Origin of the sequence: Pseudomonas sp. OF001, assembly GCF_904426495.1 — a bacterium.
Lineage (GTDB): Bacteria > Pseudomonadota > Gammaproteobacteria > Pseudomonadales > Pseudomonadaceae > Geopseudomonas.
Genome location: NZ_CAJGBM010000014.1, coordinates 1 through 18,859, shown reverse-complemented (window position 1 = coordinate 18,859; position 18,859 = coordinate 1). Strand labels below are relative to the sequence as shown.

The following is an 18,859-nucleotide window of genomic DNA, read 5'->3' as shown; positions in this document are numbered from 1 at the left end:
GGTCACTTGAACTCGCTGTAGGGCTCCAGCGGCTCGCCGCCCAGCGTCAGCGCCCCCTGCCAGGGTTCGAACAGGTAGCGCAGCTGCAGCTGCGCGTAGCTCGGCGCGTAGTCCTCGCTCTGCTGCCAGGTGAAGCCGGCGCCGAGCGCCCAGTGATCGCCCAGGCGCCGCTCGAGCAGCCCGCCCAGGCGGTAGCCGACGGCGCTGCCGCTGCTGCCGCGCTGCACCACCGCGGCGCCCGCGGCCGGCACGCCGAGCGGGTAGACCGGGCTGTCGTCGCTGCGCGACTGCGACCAGCCCAGCGAGCCCTCCAGCGCCAGCGACCAGTCGGCGCTGCGCCAGGCGTAGCTGACCGGCAGGCCGAGGGAGGAGTAGCGCTGCGGGCTGTAGTAGCCGCCCTGGCCGAGGCTGTAGCCGCCGAGGTCCCGCTCGTAGCGCCAGTGCATGGCGTTCAGGCCGACACGCAGACGCTCGTCGGCGCGCTCGATCAGTCGGTAGTAGTAGCCCGCCATCAGGCGCAGGCGCCGGTTGTCCGCGACATTCTCGCCGCGCAGGCGGTGCAGGCCCAGGTCGGCCCACACGCCATGGTCGCCGCCGCGATCATGGCTCAGGCCGAGGCTGACGCCGCTGGCGGTGACCCCGCCCCAGCGGATGCCGGTCACGGGATCGACGGCGCCGGCGTAGGACAGCAGCGAGTTGGACAGCGGCCGGCGCGAGGCGGTCAGCGTCCAGCCGATGCCCGCCAGATCGCCGGAATGGCTCAGTCCGCCCAGCCAGTTGCCGATCTCGAAACCGTCGGGCGAGCGGCCGAGATCGAAGGCCCAGCGCTCGTCGTTCCAGCCCAGCGCCAGCGCGGTGCCGCTCGCCTGCTGACGGTCGAGCGGGCAGCCGCCCGCCGCGCCAGCCAGGGCACAGCTGCCGAAGTTCTCGACATGCCCGCCGCCGTCCTCGCTCTCGAAACGCCCGGCGTCCATCGCCACCTGCTCGACGCGCAGGAACGCGCGGCCGCCGGCCAGCGGCTGCGCGTAGTGCAGCATGCTGGTGTCGATGCGCAGATCGGACAGGCCCGGGGTGACGTCGTCGTTGCGCCAGGCATGGTCGTGCTGCAGGCGCAGGCTCGGGTTGTGCTGCTGGTACAGCGCCGCGGTCTCGCCGCGCAGGCTGCGCGCCAGCCAGTCGTCCTCGTCGCTCGGGCGACTGGCGCGGGTCAGCGCGCGGTCGTCGCGCGGCGCCACCGCTCCGGCGTCCAGCTCGCCGAGCGCGTGCAGGCCGCGGGCATACAGGTCGAGGGCGTCCTGCGGCGCGTTCGCCGCCTGCAGGCGGGCCGTATCGCGCAGCAGCTGCGCGTCCTCCGCGCCGCCCTCGGCCAGCAGCCGCTCGAGCTGCGCGCGCGCGCGCACCGCGTCGCCCAGCGCCAGCCAGGCGGCGGCGACCCGCCGGCGGGCCTGGCGCTGCTCGGCGGGGAAGTCCGGCAGCGCCGCCAGGGCGGCGCGCGCCGGTCCGGCCTGGCCGAGGGCCAGCCAGCTCTCGATCTGGCCGAGGCGGGCCTGCGGCCACTCCGGCGCGTCGGCGTCGATGCGCCCCAGATAGCCCAGCGCCCGCGGATGGTCGCCGTGCTCGCCGGCCCAGGCCGCCAGGCGCAGCAGATCCTCGGCAGGCAGCGTGGCCTGCCCTTCGAGCAGGGCGACCGCCTGCGCCTCGCGGCCGGCGGCGCGCAGCTTCTCGGCGCGCGCCAGCAGGCGGCGGCGCTCCAGGCGCACGGCCAGCGCGCGCATGTCGTCGTTCCAGGCGGCGGCGGGCAAGGCCCGCAGGCTGGCCAGGGCGGCGCCGTCGCGCTCGCTGGCGGACAGGTGCAGGGCATGGGCGTAGCGCACCTGCGGATCGGCTCCGCGGCGGCCGAGCAGGTCGGCGAAGGCGGCGTCGGCGGCCTCCGTGCGGCCCTGCTCGCGCAGGCGCTCGGCCAGCCGGTAGGCCAGCCAGGGATCGTCCGGCGCCAGGCGCCGCGCGCTGGCCAGCAGGGTCACGGCCGCCGCCGCATCACCGTGCTGCGCGGCAGCCTCGGCCTGCTGCTGCAGGCGCGCCACGCGCAGTTCGCGCAGCGGCCCGGCGAAGGCCGGCTGCTGCGCCGCCGGCAGCGCCTCGAGATAGGCCAGCGCGCGCTCCGGCGACTGCCGGCGATACAGCTTGAGCAGCCCCCACTGCACGGCACCGCTGTCCGGCGCCAGGCGCTCGGCATGGCGCAGCTGGCGCTCGGCTTCGGCCAGGTCGCCCGCCTCCTCGGCCAGCGCGGCCAGGCCGAGCGCGCCCTCCGGACGCTCCGGGCGCAGCCGCTGCGCCTGCCGGTAGAGCTGGCCGGCCCGCTCCCCGGCGGCGGCCTCGGCCTGCTCGAGCAGCGCCCAGTAGCGGGTGGCCTCATGCAGGTCGCGCCACTTGCCGATCCGCCGCGGATCCTGCTCGCGGCGCTGCGCCGCGGCGAAGGCGGCCAGCGCCTCGCCGTGGCGGCTCTGGCGCAGCAGCGCCAGGCCCAGCGTGGCGTGCAGCCCGGCGTCCGCGGGCCGGCCGCGCAGGGCACGGCGCAGGGCGGCCTCGGCGCCCGCCACATCGCCCTGCTCCAGCAGCTGCTCGCCGCGCTGGCCGGCCTGCCAGGCCGGGTCGGCGACCTGCCGGCGCTGCGCCGCGAGAGTCTGCTGCGCCTCGGCCTGCAGCGGCGAGTCCGGGTAGCGGCGCACGAACTCCTGCCAGGCGGCGACGCTGGCGTGGCCCAGCGGCAGCTCGGCGAGGTACTGGAACTCGCGCTGCGCCGCCGCCTGGCTGGCCTGCGGCTCCGCGGCCAGCTGGTGCAGCAGGCGCCGCGCCTCGTCGCCGCGGCCCTCGTCGAACAGCAGGTCGGCGAGGGTCTGGCGCAGGCCGACGTGCTCGGGATAGTGGCGCGCCAGCGCATCCAGCGCGGCGATCGCCTGCGCCCGCTGGCCGTCCTGACGGCTGCGCAGGCGCCAGTATTCGAGGCCCAGCTCGAGGGTCGGCGGCGCTCCGCCGAGCAGGCGGTCGTAGGCCGCACGCGCCTCGTCCACCCGGCCGCTGGCGGCCAGCAGACGGGCTCCCTGCAGCGCCTGCTGGCCCTGGGCCAGCGACAGCTTGAGCAGGACCTGCGTCTGCAGGGCGAGCGGCGAGTCCGGCGCCTGGCGGTACAGGCGATTGAGATAGCGCCCGGCCGCGCGCGGCTCGCCGCGGCGCAGCGCCAGGCGCGCCGCGGCGGCCTGGGCCTCGGGGCTGTCCGGCTCCAGCAGCTGCAGGCGCTCGAGGGCGCCGCTGACCAGATCGTCGCGCTCCAGCGCCTCGCCGAGGCGCACCTGGCCGAGCAGCCAGGCGCGCTGCTGCTCGACCGGCAGGGCCTGCGCCGCCGCCGCTCCCGGCAGCAGCGCGCCGCACAACAGCAGAGCCGTCAATCCGCGCATCGCTGCTCCCAGGCCGGCAGCAGCCGGCCGTCGGCGGCGAAGCGGAAGCGGCCGGCGTCCCAGCCGCCGCCGAACAGGCCGAGCACCTGATCGTAGTAGGCCTGCGCCGCCGCCGGCTGCTGCGCCAGCCGCGCACGCTGGCTGGCGTGCGCGGCCGGATCGAGGCTGGCCAGCAGCGGCAGCAGGGCGGCGCTGAAACCCGCACCGCCCTGCCCCTCGGCGCGGCCGTCGCCGGCGTCGATGCGCTCCGGCGGCGCGCCGTGCGCGGCGGTCAGCGCCGCCATGGGCGCGAAATGGCGCTGCAGCTCGGCGCGTCCGGGAGCGTCGGCGGCCAGCATGCCGACCCACAGGTAGACGCGGATGGCGTCGTAGTCGCCCTCGCGGCCGTGCTCAGGGTCGGCCGCCCAGCCCTGTGCGCGCCGCCACAGCAGCCAGTCCGGCGCCAGCCCGTGCGGGGAACCCTCGCGCAGCAGGCGGCGGGCGTTGCCGGCCAGCTCGGCCCACACCGGGGCGATGGCGGCGAAACGCTCGAGCAGCTGCGGCGGCAGGTAGCTGGGATTGAGCCGCCAGCCGGCCTCCTCGACGAAGCCCTGGTCGCCCGGCAGCAGCATCAGGCCGAGCCCCGGCAGCGGCTGCAGGGTCTGCGCGGCGCTGCGCCAGAGCAGGTCCTGGCCCAGGCGGGCGTAGTCCGGCCGCTGCCACAGGCGCCCGGCCTCCAGCAGGCTGTAGGCCAGCCAGAGGTCGGCGTCGCTGGCGTTGTTGGCGTCGAGCACCTGCCACTGGCCGTCGTCCGCCCGGCCCCACAGCCAGGCCGGCAGGTGCCGGCGCAGGTCGCCGCCGGCCAGGTTGTTCTCGGTCCAGCGCAGCAGGCGGGCGAAGCCGTCGCGATCGTCGGCCACCAGGGCGAAGAACAGCGCGTAGGCCTGGCCCTCCGAGGTGCTGATGCGCCGCGGCGAGGACGGGTCGATCACCCGGCCGTCGGCGCTGACCAGCGCCGCGCGGAAGGCGTCCCAGGCCGGCCAGGCGCAATCGGCGGCGGCCGCCGGCAGGCTCAGCGCGGCGAGCAGCAGGGCACGGAACAGAAGCCGCATGCTCAGGCCTCCCCGCGCCGGCGGCGGGCCACGCCGCGCAGCAGGTACCAGACCAGGAAGGCGCCGAGCACCACGCTGAGCGCGCTCAGCGCCGCCACCAGCAGCGGATGCTCGGAGAGGTGGAACCACAGCAGCAGCCACCAGGGCAGTTCGCCGACGTAGTAGGGCTCGCCGACGAACTGGCTGTGCACCCCGCTGCTGCGGATCAGCGCCAGCGAACCAGCCATCCCCTCGCGCGCGCCGGGGTCGGCCAGGGTGTCGCGCAGCAGGGCGTAGTCCTCGGCCCCGCTGGCGAGCAGGGCGACGATGCTGCGCTGGGCATGGAACGGCGACTGCAGGCCGGCCACCGCGGCGATCGGCGCGCTGGCGGCGATCTGTACCGTCGCCTGCGGCGTCACCGTGCCCAGCACCTGCCGGCCGGTGGGCTGCGCGCGCACCGGCTGGCCGGCCAGCAGGCGGTCGTAGGGCGCCGCCAGACGCACGCCGAAGTCGGCGCGCTCGCGCAGCTCCGCCGGCCAGTCGCCGAGCAGCAGCAGGTCGGCGTCGGCCGCGCGGGCCGCCTGCCAGTCGTCGCTCAGGCGCACGCCGAGGGCCGGATAGCCGATCTGCGCGCCCAGCCCGCCGAGCGTCTCGAGCAGGGTCGCCACCTGCGCCTCGCTGGCCTGGCGGGGCACCAGCACCAGGGTCTCGGAAAGGTCGGCCATGCGGCTGAACGGGAAGCCGCTGCGGGCGAAGGCGCGCAGGTCGGGCATCGCCAGATAGTGGTGGTAGCCGGACAGGTCGATGGTCGACGCCTCGTCGATGCTGCCGTGCACCGCCACCGGCAGCATGGTCTGGCAGCGGTCGCGCTGGGCGCTGCCCTGCACGCTGGCGAAGTTGAAGGCGTAGCTCAGGCGGTTGCGGTCGCCGACCTTGAGCGCGGGCACCAGCAGCTTCTCGCGCAGGCCCTCGGCCTCGCCGGTCACCGCCAGGCGCATCTCCTCGACGCCGCTGCGCTGCTCGCGGCCGGGCAGCGCGAGGCTGGCGATGAACTGGTCGTTGAGGTGGACGTCCAGCCGCGACTCGTCGCTGTTGCCCGGCACGCTGTAGCGGAACTGGGTGCGCAGCGGGATGCCCTGGTTGCGCCAGACGAACAGGTCCGGCGGCAGGTGGATGTCGAGGTTGATCGGCGCCGGCTGCAGGCCGCTGACCTGCAGCTGCTGCGGGTAGTCGAGCAGCTCGGCGAGGCGCACCGGACGGTCGGTGGGCGCCCACTTCGGCGCGTCGTAGGGGCGGCGCGGCGTCGGCGGCGGCAGCTCGCCGACCGTCACGCGGGTGCCGCGCAGCAGCGGGCTGCCCAGCGCCAGCGCCTCGACCGCGCGCTGCAGGTCGGCCTCGTCGCGCCCGCGCACCAGCAGCAGGGTGCCGTAGGGGCTGTCGGGGTGGTCGATCAGCTCCAGCACCGGGCCCTCGACCGCAGGGAAGCGCTCGGGGTCGGCCATGAACGCCGGCCGCCGGGCGTTGGTGGCGAACACCAGGGTCGGCTGCGGCGGCCGTTTCCCGGCGACCGCCGGCAAGCGGTCGAACAGCACCGGGAAACGCACGCCGCGCCAGTCGGCGAGGCGGCCGAAGTGCGAGGCGAGCACCGCCGCGGCGCGCTGCTCGCCGACCGTCGGCGCGCCGGCGAACACCACCGGCAGCTCCAGCGGGCCGCTGTCGCGGGGATCGAAGAACGGCGCCGGGAAGTGCGCCAGATCGTTGGGCAGGCTCAGCGCCTGCTCGTCGAGATGGATCGCGCTGTCGCGGCTGAGGCTCAGCCACAGCGCGCTGTTGGCCGGGTCCTCGCAGATCTCCGCGTAGTGGCCGACGAACTCCAGGCGCAGGCGGTTGAAGTCGCCGAGCAGGCGCGGGTCGAGCGGCAGCTCGCGGCGCACCTGCTGGCCGGGCTGGTCGTGGTCGATGGCCAGCACGCCCATCAGGCGGTCGTTGAGGTAGACGCGCAGGTGCGACAGGGTCGGCAGCAGCGCCGGCGACGGGGTGTACTCCAGGCTCAGCCGCGCGGCGGTGACCAGGCGGTCGCGGCGCAGGCCGAACTCGATCTGCTCACTGTTGCGGATGCCCAGCAGCAGCACGTCGGCGCTGCGCCCCAGCTCGGCGAAGCGCCGGCTGTCCTGCCAGGCCGGCACCGGTGGCTCGACCGGTTCGGCCAGCGCGAGCGCCGCCGGCGCCTCCAGCGGGGCGGCGGGCAGCGCGCCGGCATCCGCCGCGGCGACGGCCAGCGCGGCCCGGGTCGAGGCGAACAGGATCAGGGCAGCCAGCCAGGGCTTGAACGACAGGGTCATACGGACAGGGCTCGCACGGAAGGTTGGGAAAGGGGGCGCGGCGGATGCGGCAGGAAGCTGGCGCACCAGCGCAGCAGGCGCAGCAGGCCGCCGAGCAGGGTACGCAGGCCGGGCGGAGCGTGTTCGAGCAGGCGCACGTAGCCGTTCAGGCCCAGCGCCAGCACGTCGAGGAAGCTGCGCAGCGGGCGCTCCTCGAGGTAGCCCTCGTTCCAGCCCAGCCAGGCGTTGGCGCGGGCGAAGGTGCACTGCACCAGGTCGATCTGCTGCTGCAGGGACAGCTCCTCGAAGCGTACGCCGACGTGGCGACCGAGGCAGTGGCTGAGCCGCCCGGCGAAGGCGAACTCGCGCGCGCCGCGGCGCAGCAGCAGGCGCACCGGCGTCTGCGCGTCGAGGCCCAGCTCCAGGGGCAGCTCGATGCCGGCGCCGCCGCTGGAGTAGTCGACCAGCACGCCGCCGTAGACCCGGCCGTCGGGCAGGCGCAGGGCCGCGGGCAGGCGTGCCGGCACCCGGTGGTTCTGGCGCAGCTGTCGCGCCTCGGCCGCCACCGCCACGGCGCCGCCGATGATCAGCAGGTTGTAGAGCACCCACAGGACGCTGACCAGCACCGTGCCGACCTCCTCGGCCGGGCCGTGGTGCAGGCGCCAGACGGCGAAGCCGAGGCCGAGCAGGTTGAGGCCGGCGAGCACCAGGTAGGGCCGGGCGATGCGCCAGTCGAACTGGTTCTCCGGCATCAGGCCGCCCTTGGCGGTGACGTTGAACTTGCCCTTCTTCGGCGCGAACAGCGCCACCGTGGTCGGCCAGGCGATGTACCAGGCCAGCACCGTCTCGTAGACCTCGCCCCAGAAGCTGTGCCGCCAGGCGCCCTGCATGCGCGAGTTGGCCAGGCTGGCGTGGACCATGTGCGGCAGCACCTGCAGCAGGATCATCGCCGCCGGCGCGTAGATGATGTAGGCGTGCAGCAGCAGGAAGGCCAGCGGCGCGGTGAGGAACACCAGCCGCGGCAGCCCGGCGAGGAAGTGCAGCATGGCGTTGGCGTAGCAGATGCGCTGGAAGAAGCTCAGGCCGCGGCCCAGCAGCGGATTGTCGGTGCGGAAGATCTGCGCCATGCCGCGCGCCCAGCGGATGCGCTGGCCGATGTGCGCCGACAGGCTCTCGGTGGCCAGGCCGGCGGCCTGGGGGATGCGCAGGTAGGCCGAGTTCCAGCCGCGGCGGTGCAGGCGCAGGGCGGTGTGGGCATCCTCGGTGACGGTCTCCACCGCCACCCCGCCGACCTCCTCCAGCGCGCTGCGCCGCAGCACGGCGCAGGAGCCGCAGAAGAAGGCCGCGTTCCACAGGTCGTTGCCGTCCTGCACCAGGCCGTAGAACAGCTCGCCCTCGTTGGGCCGGCGGCGGAAGATGCCGAGGTTGCGCTCGAACGGATCGGGGGAGAAGAAGTGGTGCGGGGTCTGCACCAGCGCCAGCCGCGGATCGCGCAGGAACCAGCCGACGGTGAGCTGCAGGAAGGAGCGTACCGGCACGTGGTCGCAGTCGAAGATCGCCACCAGTTCGCCGTCGGTGCAGGTCAGCGCGTGGTTGAGGTTACCGGCCTTGGCGTGGCGGTTGTCCGGGCGGACGATGTAGCCGGCGCCGACCTCGGCGGCGAAGCGGCGGAAGCTGTCGCGGCGGCCGTCGTCAAGGATGTGCACGCGCAGCTTGTCCACCGGCCAGTCGAGGCCGAGGGCGGCGAGCACGGTGTTGCGCACCACCGCCAGATCCTCGTTATAGGTGGGGATCATCAGGTCCACCGTCGGCCAGCGCGCGAGATCGTCCGGCAGCGGCGCCGGCTCGCGGTTGAGCGGCCAGCTGGTCTGCAGGTAGCCGAGCATCAGGATCAGCCAGGCGTAGGTTTCCGCCAGCAGCAGGATCAGGCCGCAGGTCAGGTCGATGCCGTCGTTCCAGTTGAGGGTCGCGGTGTAACGCCACCACAGGTAGCGACAGGAGGCGAGCACCGACAGCAGCACCAGCAGCAGCAGGGCGAAGCGCCCCGGCAGCCGGCGCACCAGCATGGCCAGGCTCCACAGCAGCAGGACGAACGCCACCTGGGCGGCGTAGTCGAAAGGCGCGGTGATGCACAGCAGGGCCAGCACGCCGGCGACCAGGCCGACCAGCCCGAGCAGGGTGCGCCGCTGCCAGCTGGCGGCGCGCAGCAGGCCGGCCTCGGCGCGCTGCCAGGGCGCCGTGCGCGGGCGTGGCAGGCGCGCGCTCAGCCGCGTCCAGCCACGCTCGGCCAGCGCGCGCATGGCCGCGCGTCGTCCCTGCAGCCAGCCGTGCAGGCGGACGAGCCGGCGCGGACGGGCGTCCGCACCGCGCCAGAGCAGCAGCCAGAGGGTCTGCGTCAGGTAGCGCAGCGGATCGCCGATGCGCGGCGGACGCTCGGCCAGATGCGGATACCAGTGATCGTGGCGGCTCAGCAGCGCCTGCCAGGCCGGGCTCTCCAGACGCAGCAGCAGCCAGCCGAGCAGCTGCAGCAGGCTGAACAGCAGCGCCGTCGGCCGGCTGGCGCCGCGCACGCGGCGCAGCCGGCGGTAGGGCCACAGCCGCGTACGCCAGGTCTGTGCGGCCAGCACGGCACGCCTCATCCACCCACCTCGCGGTGCAACGCTGGCCGCGCCGCGCGCGCAGCCAGACACCAGGTGGCCAGGCTCAGCACATCCTGGGCGGCCAGGCTGTGCGGCGCATGCAGGCCCACCGGCAACTTGTGCGCCAGCGCCTCGGCCAGCGCCTCGTCGGCGTGCACGCACTGCGGCACCAGGCGCGGGCCGAGGGTCTGCTGCCAGAGCAGCAGCAGGTCGCGCTGCAGCGGGCGGGTCGGATCGAAGCGGTTGACCAGCAGCCATTCGTCGGCGGCGCGCGGCGTCTGCAGCAGCGCATGGCAGGCGGCGTCGGCCTCCAGCACGCGCAGGGTCAGGTCGCGGCGGCCGGTGCGGGCATGGCCGGGCAGGCGCTGCGGCAGGTCGAACAGCAGCCAGTCGAAACGCGCCGCCAGCCCAGGCCGGCGCTTCGCCCAGAAGTCCGGCGTGCCGCGCAGGAAGCGCTCCATGCGCTCCTGCTCGTCGGCCGACAGGCGGCCGTAGGGCAGCAGGCAGAAGCCCTCCTGCAGCTGCCACAGGGCGCCGCTCCAGCCCTGCTGATCGAGCAGCGCACGCGCCCAGCCGCTGCCGTCGGCGAACGGCAGGCTGACATGCAGGCGCAGCAGGTTCTCCGGGCACAGGTCGACCAGCAGCACCCGCTGGCCGAGACGGTGCAGGGCCTGGCCGAGCGCCGCCACCAGGCTGCTGACGCCGCAGCCGCCGCGCAGGCCGACCAGGCCCAGCGTGGTCATGGCGTCTGCTCCGTGCTGTCCCGGACGGGCGCGGCCAGCTCCGCCAGCAGCGGCCAACGCTGCAGCACCTGCTCCAGCTCGCGCCGTGCCGCCAGGTCGCGGTAGCCGAGCTGCGCCAGACCGAGACTGCGGCGCAGCGCGGCGATGTCGTTGTCGGCGAACGCCGTGGCGCCGTCGGGTGGGGTCATGTTCAGCGTTCCTCCTGCGGATAGGGCAACCACTGGCCACGCTCCTGCAGGCGCACGTAGGGCCTCCCGCCGTATTCGAGCAGCACGCTGCCGGAATTCTCCGCGACCTTCGCCGTCTGCGGCAGGTCGCGCGCCAGCGCGGCGCGGTCGAAGCCGCGACCATCCGCCGGCGGCCCGCCGTGCAGACGCACCAGCAGCTCGGCCAGCGCCAGGTAGCTACTCGGCGCGCTCACCCGCTGCCGGCCCGTGGCGCTGTCCAGCGGCAGGCCGACCAGCTTGACGCCCACCGGGATGTGGGTGATCGACGGCGAGGGAATCTCGCGCATGCCGGCGATCTGCATGCGGTCGCCGTGCAGCGCGGCGCCGTGCTCGGGGATCAGCACCACCACGGTCGGCCGGCCGCTGCGCTCCAGCTCGCCGATGAAGGCATCGAAGTCGTCCAGCAGGTGCTGCGCCCGCGGCCCGTAGCCGGCGCTGCGCGTGCGGCCGTCGGCGAGGATCTCGCGGTTGCCGTCGTGCAGAGTGATGGTCTGGTAGAGCAGGGAAACCCGCTCGGCCGGCTTGTCGCGGCGCAGACGCCACCAGGCCTCGAGCTGGTCGCGGTCGCGATTGATCGGCGAGGCGTCGAAGCCGACCCAGGTGCGCGGCAGGCTTTCGGCCGGGAACAGCGGCTCGGGCAACCGGCCGGCCGTGCGGATCGACTGCAGGTAGTTGTCGAAGCGGCCGTTGTGGTTGAGCGCCAGGTCGACGCGATAGCCCAGGCGGGCCAGGCTGTCGAACAGCTGGCACTGCTCCGGCGCCGGCTGGTACAGCGCCGAGTGCGAGGTCTGGCCGCAACTGGCGCGCTGCAGGCGCAGGGCCGCCGGCCCGCTGTAGGCGGTGGCCGAGTTGAAGTTGTCGAACAGGATGTCCATGCGCTCGAGGAACGGATGACGCTCCAGGCCGACCGCACGCAGGTCGCTCCAGCCCAGCGAGCAGACGTTGAGCAGCAGCAGGTCGAAGGGCGCGCCCTTGGCGGCAGCGCCCAGGTCGACCCGGCGCTCGCTCTCGCTGCGGTAGAAGTCCTGCAGGTAGTTGTCGAGGGTGGCGTTGTCCGGCGGGCCGCTGCTGGCCAGCGCCGGTGCGCTCGCCGGCGCGGCGGGGGCGCCGGCGACGGCCGGCAGCGGGCGGACCGGCGGCGACCACAGCGGCGCCAGCGACTGCGCGCCCAGCCACAGCAGACCGGCCAGGCTGACGGTGGTCAGCCGCAGCCAGGGCGCCAGCAGCCCGTAGGCCAGCAAGGCCAGCAGGACGCCGGCCAGCGACCGCCAGTCGAGGAAGCGCCCGCCCAGCTCGAGCAGGTAGGCCGGCGAGAAGTCCAGCAGCGCCTGCAGGCGCTCCAGCACCCGACCGACCGGCGGCAGCCAGGAGTCGTGGTAGAGCAGCGCCAGCCCTGCCGGCAGCGCCAGCGAGGCGCGCAGCAGCGCCGCCCCGCGCGGCAGCGGCAGCAGCAGCACGGCGGCCAGCAGCAGGTTGGGCAGCACCTGGAAGTTGAGCATGCCCTGCCAGAGCAGGACGAACTTGCCGAGGAAATACAGGTTCCATGCCCCCAGCCCCGGCCAGCGCAGCGCCGCCGTGGTCACATCGCCGCCGCTCACCGGCGCCCCTCCCCTGCCGGCCGCCGCCGACGCGGCGGATAGGCACGCAGATGGCGCGACGGCAGGAAGCGCAACAGCCGGACGGCGAGACGGCGCAGCAGGACGAAGGCCAGCAACGCCAGCGGCACGCTCAGCAGGGCGGTGACGCCCAGCAGCTGCCAGAGCTGCTCCGCCCTCATGCCACCGACTCCAGGGCCGGCCGGCCGATGCGCACCGGCGTCAGCCGTGCGGCCGGCGCCGGCGCGCGCTCCGCCGCGAGCAGCGCCGGCAGGAGCTCGGCGTCGTCTGCGCCCGGCGCCATCTCGTCGACACCGGCGAGCAGGCGCCGGGCGGCGAACAGCTCGCGCCACGGCAGGCGGAACAGGTTGCCAAGGGCGCGCTCGAGGGCGTCCAGCCGGCAGCCGAAGAGGAACAGCCACAGGTCCCCGCCGCTGGCACAGGCCAGGTCGCCGGCACGGCGCAGACGGCACTGGCCGAGCACCTGGGTCAGGTTCAGGCCTTCGGCCACCCGCAGGTGCAGCAGCAGGTGGCTGACCTCGCCGTGCCGCTCGGCGGCGAGGATGCCGCCGACCAGGGCCTCGAACTCGCGGCGCGGCAGCAGGCCGCGCTGCGCTGGCGGGCGCAGGCGCGCCAGGATCGCCGGCAGATCCTCCGGCAGGGTGCGCGTCCAGCGGTGGCCGTGCAGGCTGTCCAGCAGGGTGAGGAAGCGCGACAGGCTGGTGCCGCACGGCACGATCAGGCTGGCACCGCAGGCCAGCAGCAGTTGCTCGTCCAGATAGCGCAGGCAGGGCGCCATCTCGCGCACCACCAGGCGCAGTTCCCGGCCGCGGCGCCGTCGCAGGTGGTGGAGGTGCTCGGCCAGCGCCCCGACGCGGGCATTGTCGTCGAGACTGAAGATCACGCAGGCGGCCGTGGCGCCCTCGGCGGCCGCCAGCAGCGCCGCATCGTCGTCGAACAGCCGCCAGTGCGCAGACAACGGCGGCGCGCCTTCGAGCACCGCCCGGCGGGCCAGGTGACGGTACTGGTCGCTGGCCGCCGCCGGCACACCGGCAGCATCCGCCGCCGGCACACCGGCAGCATCCGCCGCCGGCCGGGCGACGAAGCCGTCCGGCCGGCGCGCGAGCGGCATCTCGCCGGCGCCCTGGACGCCGAGCGCGTTGCGCCAGTAGTGCAGCTGGTAATGCGGGGCGCCGCGACTGTGCAGCAGCTGCGCCAGCCCGGCCAGCGGCTCGCTGCAGCCCTGCAGCCGCTCGCACAGCGTCGGCGCGCCGGCGTGGCTGAGCACCAGCAGGGTGCAGCCGTGCTCGGCCAGCCAGGCATGCTGGGCGGCGCACCAGGCTTCCAGGCGGCCGGCGTCGAAGGAATCCCAGATACTCGCCGGCGCCAGCAGCAGGATCGCCATGCCGCGCGGCGCCCGCAGGCGGCGCAGCTCGCGGCCGAGCACGCGCAGGACGCCGGCGGCGTCCTCCTCGGCGAAGGCATAGGGCCACAGCGTGCCGGGGCCGCGGTCGGCGGCCAGCCCGTCGAGCACGCCGTCCGGCGAGTCGCCGCAGACCACCAGGATCGCCTGTGCCTCGTCGGCCATCCCGGCCAGAACCTGGCGGGCGAGCAGCACGGAATCCTCCGCCCGCTCCCCCGCCAGCCAGTAAAGCGCTCCCTGCCGCATCTGCATCCATTCGTCCCGCAGACCCGGAACAGCCAGGGACATCATGCCCACTGCCGCAACCCCCTCACGAAACTCCCTGCACCGACTCCGGCGGTGCGCCCTCGCCTGCTCGCGACGGGCACCGCCAAGTCCGCCAAACCAGCGCAACTCGATGAAAATGTGAAACGGCGCATCTCGCGCACGAACGACCGTCGTGCGCTGCGCATGACTGCAAGGCCTGCGCCGCCTGCCTAACGCTCGGCAGACGCCACTTTATTGACGATTTTTATGCGAAAAGCATCACGCTAACACCGGCATTAAATCGCAATTTGTTTGCTCGATCCAGACGATGTCGAAAAAATGACGACCAGTCCCTTGCAATGCCGCAAACACCCTCACCCGCGCAGGGACCGCCATCGGCGGCGCCCCCTGCGCGGCCGCGCGCCATGGTTATAATCCAGCCCTTTGCGGCCGCCCGTCGGCCACCTTCTCCCGCAGTCGCAGGAAGTCATATGGACAGCATCAACGCCCGCATCGCCGAGGAACTCGGCGTCCGCCCGCAGCAGGTCGCCGCCGCCGTGGCGCTGCTCGACGAAGGCTCGACCGTGCCCTTCATCGCCCGCTACCGCAAGGAGGTGACCGGCAGCCTCGACGACACCCAGCTGCGCACCCTGGAAGAGCGTCTGCGCTACCTGCGCGAGCTGGAGGAGCGGCGCACGGCGATCCTCGCCAGCATCGAGGAACAGGGCAAGCTGACGCCCGAGCTGGCCCGCGAGATCAGGCTGGCCGACACCAAGACGCGCCTGGAAGACCTCTACCTGCCCTACAAGCAGAAGCGCCGCACCAAGGGCCAGATCGCCCTGGAGGCCGGCCTCGGCGAGCTGGCCGACGCGCTGTTCGGCAACCCGGAACTGAATCCCGAGGCGGAAGCCGCACGCTTCGTCGACGCCGAGAAAGGCTTCGCCGACGTCAAGGCGGTGCTCGACGGCGCCAAGTACATCCTCATGGAGCGCTTCGCCGAGGACGCCAGCCTGCTCGACAAGCTGCGCTCCTTCCTCAAGGACAACGCCACCCTGAGCGCGCGCCTGGTCGCCGGCAAGGAACAGGAAGGCGCCAAGTTCAGCGACTACTTCGAGCACGACGAGCCGCTCAAGGGCGTGCCGTCGCACCGCGCGCTGGCGATCTTCCGCGGCCGCAACGAGGGCGTGCTGAGCGCCAGCCTCAAGGTCGGCGAGGAACTGCCGGGCGTCGCTACGTCCGGCACCCTGCACCCGTGCGAAGTGATGATCGCCGAGCGCTTCGGACTCGAGCAGCGTGGCCGCGCCGCCGACCGCTGGCTGGCCGAGGTGGTGCGCTGGACCTGGAAGGTCAAGCTCTACACCCATCTGGAGACCGACCTGCTCGGCGAGCTGCGCGAGGCGGCCGAGACCGAGGCGATCAACGTGTTCGCCCGCAACCTGCACGACCTGCTGCTGGCTGCCCCGGCCGGCCCGCGCAGCGTGCTGGCGCTGGACCCCGGTCTGCGCACCGGCTGCAAGGTGGCGGTGGTCGACGCCACCGGCAAGCTGCTCGACACCGCCACCGTCTACCCGCACGCGCCGAAGAACGACTGGAACGGCACCCTCGCCGTGCTCGCCCGCCTGTGCGCCAAGCACCAGGTCGAGCTGATCGCCATCGGCAACGGCACCGCCAGCCGCGAGAGCGACAAGCTGGCCGCCGACCTGATCAGGCAACTGCCCGCACTCAGGCTGACCAAGATCATGGTTTCCGAGGCCGGCGCCTCGGTGTACTCGGCCTCCGAACTGGCCGCCCGCGAATTCCCCGAGCTGGACGTGTCGCTGCGCGGCGCGGTGTCCATCGCCCGCCGCCTGCAGGACCCGCTGGCCGAACTGGTGAAGATCGAGCCCAAGGCCATCGGCGTCGGCCAGTACCAGCACGACGTCTCCCAGCTCAAGCTGGCCCGCTCGCTGGACGCGGTGGTCGAGGACTGCGTGAACGCCGTCGGCGTCGACGTCAACACCGCCTCCGCCGCCCTGCTGGCGCGCATCTCCGGCCTCAACGCCACCCTGGCCGGCAACATCGTGCAGTTCCGCGACGCCAACGGCGCGTTCAAGTCGCGCGCCGAGCTGAAGAAGGTGCCGCGCCTGGGCGACAAGACCTTCGAGCTGGCCGCCGGCTTCCTGCGCGTGATGAACGGCGACAACCCGCTGGACGCCTCGGCGGTGCACCCGGAGACCTACCCGCTGGTCAGGCGCATCGCCGAGGCCACCGGCCGCGACATCCGCTCGCTGATCGGCGACTCGGCGTTCCTCAAGCGCCTCGACCCGGCGAAATTCACCGACGAGAGCTTCGGCCTGCCCACGGTCACCGACATCCTCAGGGAGCTGGACAAGCCCGGCCGCGATCCGCGTCCGGAGTTCAGGACCGCCGAGTTCCAGGAAGGTGTCGAGAGCCTCAAGGACCTGGTGCCGGGCATGGTGCTGGAAGGCGTGGTGACCAACGTCACCAACTTCGGCGCCTTCGTCGACATCGGCGTGCACCAGGACGGCCTGGTGCACATCAGCGCGCTGTCGGAGAAGTTCGTCAAGGATCCCTACGAGGTGGTCAAGGCCGGCGACATCGTCAAGGTCAAGGTCATGGAAGTGGACATCCCGCGCAACCGCGTCGGTCTGTCCATGCGCATGTCCGACACCCCCGGCGAGAAGGTCGAGGGCGCACGCGGCGGCAACCGCGGCAACGCACCGCGCAGCGAGCGCCACTCCAGGCAGGACAAGCCGGCGCCGAGCAACCCCGGCATGGCCGCGCTGTTCGCCAACGCCAAGCAGATCAAGAAGCGCTGAGATGACCGACGTCCGCGAAGTGACCACCAGCGCCTTCAGCCACCTGCTCGGCTGCGAGCCCGTGCGCATCGACGGCGGCGAGGCCGAGGTGCGCCTGCCGCTGAAGTCCGAGCTGCGCAACCGCGCCGGCAAGCTGCACGGCGGGGCGATCTTCAGCCTGGTCGACATCGCCATGGGCCTGGCCTGCTCCAGCGCCCACGGCTTCGAGCGCAAGAGCGTCACGGTCGAGTGCAAGATCAACTACATGCGCGCCATCGACGACGGCGAGGTGCTGTGCAGCGCGAAGGTGATCCACCATGGCAGCCGCACCCTGGTGGTGGACGCCGAGGTGCGCCAGGGCGAGGCGCTGGTCGCCCGCGCCCAGGGCACCTTCATGCTGGTCTAGGCTGCTCCCGTAGGGGCGGGAAACGGCCGCAGGCCTTTCCCGCCGCCTGCGCGGTAGCGGTGGAAAATCGCGGCGCGAGTTTCCATCCTACGGGCTGCGCCGGCAGCGCGACACGCTCCTGCCCCCTTGAGACCACCGCCTGTCGCCCCCATAGTGCGGCATATTTGCCAACAGGAATCCGACTTTTGAGCGACCTACTTTCCCGCCGCCTGGCCCTGCTCGCGAGCGCCGAGCAGCTCGACCTGCTGCGCCACTGCCGGCACGGCCTGGAGAAGGAGAGCCTGCGCGTCGACCCCGCCGGCCACCTGGTACTGACCCCGCACCCCGCCGCGCTGGGCGCGGCGCTGACCCACGAGCAGATCACCACCGACTACTCCGAGGCGCTGCTGGAATTCATCACCGCCGCCTGGGAAGACCCGGCGCGCACCCTCGACGAGCTGGACGCCATCCACCGCTTCGCCTACGCGCGGATGGGCGCGGAGCAGCTGTGGACCCACTCGATGCCCTGCCACCTGCCGGACGAGGCGAGCATCCCCATCGCCGAATACGGCGCGAGCCACATCGGTCGCCTCAAGCACGTCTACCGCAAGGGCCTGGCGGTGCGCTACGGCAAGGCCATGCAGTGCATCGCCGGCATCCACTACAACTTCTCGCTGCCCGAGGCGCTGTGGCCGCTGCTGCAGGAGGCGGAGAGCGACACCAGTGCGGCGCAGGACTGGCAGTCGGCGCGCTACATCGCGCTGATCCGTAACTTCCGCCGCTACAGCTGGCTGCTGATGTACCTGTTCGGCGCCTCGCCGGCAGTCGACGCCGGCTTCCTCGCGGGCCGCGAGCACGGCCTGGAGACGCTCGGCGAGGGCACCCTGTACCTGCCCTGGGCCACCAGCCTGCGCATGAGCGACCTCGGCTACCAGAACAACGCCCAGGCCAGCCTGCGCCCCTGCTACAACGACCTCGACAGCTATCTGGCCAGCCTGCGCCAGGCGGTATCGACGCCCTATCCGCCCTACGAGGCCATCGGCCTGCACGATCAGGACGGCGAATGGCTGCAGCTCAACACCAACGTGCTGCAGATCGAGAACGAGTACTACTCGAGCATCCGCCCCAAGCGCGTGGTCAACCGCGGCGAGCGGCCGATCCAGGCGCTCGCCGCGCGCGGCGTGCAGTACGTCGAGGTGCGCTGCCTGGACATCGACCCCTTCCTGCCGCTGGGCATCGACCTGCCCACCGCGCGCTTCCTCGACGCCTTCCTGCTGTTCTGCGCCCTGGAGGACAGCCCGCTGCTGTCCGGCGACGAGTGCCGCGCCTGCACCGGCAACTTCGCCCTGACCGTCAAGCAGGGTCGCAAGCCCGGCCTGCAGCTCAGCCGCCGCGGCCAGGAGATCGCCCTCAAGGACTGGGGCCTCGAACTGCTGGAGCGCATCGCCGCCTGCGCCGAGCTGCTCGACGCCGCCCATGGCGACGACCTGCACCGCCAGGCACTGGCCAGCCAGCGCGCCAAGCTGGAGGACGCCCGCCTGACCCCGTCGGCGCGGGTGCTGCAGAGCCTGCGCGAGGACCGGCTGAGCTTCCACGCCTTCGCCCTGCGCCAGTCCGAGCGCCACGCCGCCTGGTTCCGCGGCCGGCCGCTGGACGCCGCGCAACTGACCGTCTTCGAACAGTCCGCCAGCGCCTCGCTGGCCGCCCAGGCCGAACTGGAAGCCGGGCAGCAGGGCAGCTTCGAAGAGTTCGTCGAGCGTTACATGGCGGCGATCGAGCCGACCCGCTAGCCCCCGTCGCCCCGCCGTCCGGCGGGGCCACCCCCCCGCCCCCCCCCCCCCCCCCCCCCCCCCGCCCACCCCGCCCCCCCCCCCCCCCCCTCCACCCCCCCCCCCCCCCCCGCCAGGCCGTGCGGGGTGGACGGTGCATACGTGGTGGTACGGGGAGTGGCAAAAAA

The 18,859-nt window shown here is 73.5% G+C and carries 12 protein-coding genes; 3 read left to right on the top strand and 9 right to left on the bottom strand.

Annotated features, from left to right (window positions below; translation table 11 throughout):
• Window positions 1-2: 2 nt before the first annotated feature.
• Genes bcsC through bcsE form a run of 9 tightly spaced genes read right to left on the bottom strand, consistent with a single transcriptional unit; the run spans window position 3 to window position 13,761 of the window.
• A complete protein-coding gene (bcsC, locus tag RA210_RS10590; RefSeq protein ID WP_201486410.1) occupies window positions 3-3,455 on the bottom strand; it encodes a cellulose synthase complex outer membrane protein BcsC in 3,453 nt (1,150 codons plus the stop codon).
• A complete protein-coding gene (gene bcsZ, locus RA210_RS10585; RefSeq protein WP_201486409.1) occupies window positions 3,443-4,546 on the bottom strand; it encodes a cellulose synthase complex periplasmic endoglucanase BcsZ in 1,104 nt (367 codons plus the stop codon). Before bcsZ ends, bcsC begins: the two co-directional genes overlap by 13 nt.
• A gap of 2 nt (window positions 4,547-4,548) precedes the next feature.
• The gene (gene bcsB, locus RA210_RS10580) at window positions 4,549-6,867 is read right to left on the bottom strand and encodes a cellulose biosynthesis cyclic di-GMP-binding regulatory protein BcsB (RefSeq protein WP_201486408.1); all 2,319 of its coding nucleotides are present in this window, start codon (window positions 6,865-6,867) and stop codon (window positions 4,549-4,551) included.
• Complete coding sequence (bcsA, locus tag RA210_RS10575; protein WP_201486407.1) at window positions 6,864-9,485, bottom strand: UDP-forming cellulose synthase catalytic subunit; 2,622 nt, start codon at window positions 9,483-9,485, stop codon at window positions 6,864-6,866. Before bcsA ends, bcsB begins: the two co-directional genes overlap by 4 nt.
• Window positions 9,482-10,228: a cellulose biosynthesis protein BcsQ gene (gene bcsQ, locus RA210_RS10570; RefSeq protein ID WP_201486406.1), complete on the bottom strand. Its 747-nt coding sequence runs from the start codon at window positions 10,226-10,228 to the stop codon at window positions 9,482-9,484. Before bcsQ ends, bcsA begins: the two co-directional genes overlap by 4 nt.
• Window positions 10,225-10,416: a cellulose biosynthesis protein BcsR gene (gene bcsR, locus RA210_RS10565; protein ID WP_201486405.1), complete on the bottom strand. Its 192-nt coding sequence runs from the start codon at window positions 10,414-10,416 to the stop codon at window positions 10,225-10,227. Before bcsR ends, bcsQ begins: the two co-directional genes overlap by 4 nt.
• A gap of 2 nt (window positions 10,417-10,418) precedes the next feature.
• A complete protein-coding gene (gene bcsG / locus RA210_RS10560) occupies window positions 10,419-12,053 on the bottom strand; it encodes a cellulose biosynthesis protein BcsG (RefSeq protein ID WP_201486404.1) in 1,635 nt (544 codons plus the stop codon).
• Entirely contained in the window at window positions 12,050-12,232 is a 183-nt protein-coding gene (locus RA210_RS10555; RefSeq protein WP_201486403.1) for a cellulose biosynthesis protein BcsF, read from the bottom strand. The genes bcsG and RA210_RS10555 overlap by 4 nt, the downstream gene beginning before the upstream one ends.
• A complete protein-coding gene (gene bcsE / locus RA210_RS10550) occupies window positions 12,229-13,761 on the bottom strand; it encodes a cellulose biosynthesis protein BcsE (protein ID WP_268932782.1) in 1,533 nt (510 codons plus the stop codon). Before bcsE ends, RA210_RS10555 begins: the two co-directional genes overlap by 4 nt.
• A gap of 449 nt (window positions 13,762-14,210) precedes the next feature.
• On the opposite strand from bcsE, the gene RA210_RS10545 reads away from it, so the two are divergent.
• The 3 genes from RA210_RS10545 to gshA all read left to right on the top strand — a co-directional run bounded on the left by RA210_RS10545 (window position 14,211) and on the right by gshA (window position 18,692).
• Window positions 14,211-16,538, top strand: a complete 2,328-nt coding sequence (locus RA210_RS10545) for a Tex family protein (RefSeq protein ID WP_201486401.1) — start codon at window positions 14,211-14,213, stop codon at window positions 16,536-16,538.
• 1 nt (window position 16,539) lies between these two features.
• On the top strand, window positions 16,540-16,923 hold the full coding sequence (locus tag RA210_RS10540; protein WP_136489803.1) for a PaaI family thioesterase: 384 nt from the start codon (window positions 16,540-16,542) through the stop codon (window positions 16,921-16,923).
• A gap of 185 nt (window positions 16,924-17,108) precedes the next feature.
• The gene (gene gshA, locus RA210_RS10535) at window positions 17,109-18,692 is read left to right on the top strand and encodes a glutamate--cysteine ligase (protein ID WP_201486400.1); all 1,584 of its coding nucleotides are present in this window, start codon (window positions 17,109-17,111) and stop codon (window positions 18,690-18,692) included.
• The last annotated feature ends 167 nt before the right edge of the window (window positions 18,693-18,859 follow it).

Bases quoted from the DNA above. Each gene is read 5' to 3' on its own strand.
- bcsB (WP_201486408.1), bottom strand. From the start codon at position 6,867: ATGACCCTGTCGTTCAAGCCCTGGCTGGCTGCCCTGATCCTGTTCGCC.
- bcsA (WP_201486407.1), bottom strand. From the start codon at position 9,485: ATGAGGCGTGCCGTGCTGGCCGCACAGACCTGGCGTACGCGGCTGTGG.
- RA210_RS10545 (WP_201486401.1), top strand. From the start codon at position 14,211: ATGGACAGCATCAACGCCCGCATCGCCGAGGAACTCGGCGTCCGCCCG.
- RA210_RS10540 (WP_136489803.1), top strand. From the start codon at position 16,540: ATGACCGACGTCCGCGAAGTGACCACCAGCGCCTTCAGCCACCTGCTC.
- bcsR (WP_201486405.1), bottom strand. From the start codon at position 10,416: ATGACCCCACCCGACGGCGCCACGGCGTTCGCCGACAACGACATCGCC.
- bcsC (WP_201486410.1), bottom strand. From the start codon at position 3,455: ATGCGCGGATTGACGGCTCTGCTGTTGTGCGGCGCGCTGCTGCCGGGA.
- bcsE (WP_268932782.1), bottom strand. From the start codon at position 13,761: ATGTCCCTGGCTGTTCCGGGTCTGCGGGACGAATGGATGCAGATGCGG.
- bcsQ (WP_201486406.1), bottom strand. From the start codon at position 10,228: ATGACCACGCTGGGCCTGGTCGGCCTGCGCGGCGGCTGCGGCGTCAGC.
- bcsZ (WP_201486409.1), bottom strand. From the start codon at position 4,546: ATGCGGCTTCTGTTCCGTGCCCTGCTGCTCGCCGCGCTGAGCCTGCCG.
- RA210_RS10555 (WP_201486403.1), bottom strand. From the start codon at position 12,232: ATGAGGGCGGAGCAGCTCTGGCAGCTGCTGGGCGTCACCGCCCTGCTG.